The sequence below is a fragment of the Shewanella algicola genome (genome assembly GCF_014648035.1).
In the GTDB taxonomy this organism is placed as follows: Bacteria; Pseudomonadota; Gammaproteobacteria; order Enterobacterales; family Shewanellaceae; genus Shewanella; species Shewanella algicola.
In genome coordinates this window covers 1-1,089 of sequence record NZ_BMQI01000147.1, presented here as the reverse complement: position 1 = coordinate 1,089, position 1,089 = coordinate 1, and the positions used below count along the sequence as shown (strand labels likewise).

Sequence of the window (1,089 nt, the reverse complement as noted above, 5' to 3'; positions counted from 1 at the left end):
TTCACCTTTTGATCTCTCAACTGTTAGAGTTTTGTGAACCAACACATTATTTTCATCGGCGCCTTCTACCAATATATCATACGTTTTCGAGTGTGAGTTTAGTGACAGTGTAATGCATGAAGATAAGATTAAATAGTTAAATAATTTCATTCCTTCGATCCTATTTACAATCAATAAAAGTCCGAAATTGGTTTTTATTCAGAAATTTAATTAGAAATAAAGATAGTAACATATGTCAAAATTTTGTTACCAAGATGTGATCTGCGTTTATTTACTGTTTTTATTTTGTTGCTAATATAAAATTTTATAATTATGTTTATTCATATCCAATAAAACTAAAGGATTAGTGTTATGCAATCTAAATTTTCATTTTTGTTTTTTGTTTGCCTTATGTTCGCGTCAGCTTGTAACAATTCAGACGAAAAAGACGCTTCATCATATGAACAGTCAACCTCCATAGCTTCTTATATGCAACCGTGCACAGGTGTAAATCAAATGCTTTGCGTTTTGGCTGATGGCAAGCTCTTTTATGACGAAATTGAAGGCTTTACTTATATGTGGGGGTATACTTATGAGCTTACAGTCGAAGTCAATGAGGATGGCTCACCTTCTGCGGACGCTTCAAGTAAACAGTATTCATTGGTTAGTATCAACTCATCGGTTGAAGATGAATTGGGTGTGGAGTACGTCATTGATAATGTTGAACTTCTTGACTCAACAATTCATATGAATGATGGTGAGTACTTTTTTTTAAGTCAATCATTTGAGTGTGAAGATACAGCGTTGTGTGAGTCTTTATTAAATATGAATAACTCAGGTGGAATAGTGACAATCACTTTTAAATATATGGGGAATGGTGTTATCAATTTAATTTCATGGAATTAGAAATCTATCAATTTGCAAATAAGGAAGCCATTATAGTGCAATTATAAGTGATAAATTCGCTCTAGTAACAATCAATATTTGTAGCGGCCGATAAATATTGGCCGTATTGAATCACCATTACTTCACATGTTTAGAATTTTCCATATTTTTCAAAACTGAAATCTATAGTGGTTCACTAAAACTGGCCACTGATATAGAATTTTC

1 protein-coding gene is annotated in these 1,089 nt (G+C 32.2%); it reads left to right on the top strand.

Annotation, left to right across the window (positions count from 1 at the left end; all coding sequences use genetic code 11):
* The first annotated feature begins 351 nt into the window (after nucleotides 1-351).
* Nucleotides 352-885, top strand: coding sequence for a DUF4377 domain-containing protein (locus IEY42_RS22135; protein WP_188927322.1), 534 nt, complete (start codon nucleotides 352-354; stop codon nucleotides 883-885).
* Nucleotides 886-1,089: the final 204 nt, after the last annotated feature.

Bases quoted from the DNA above. Each gene is read 5' to 3' on its own strand.
- IEY42_RS22135 (WP_188927322.1), top strand. From the start codon at position 352: ATGCAATCTAAATTTTCATTTTTGTTTTTTGTTTGCCTTATGTTCGCG.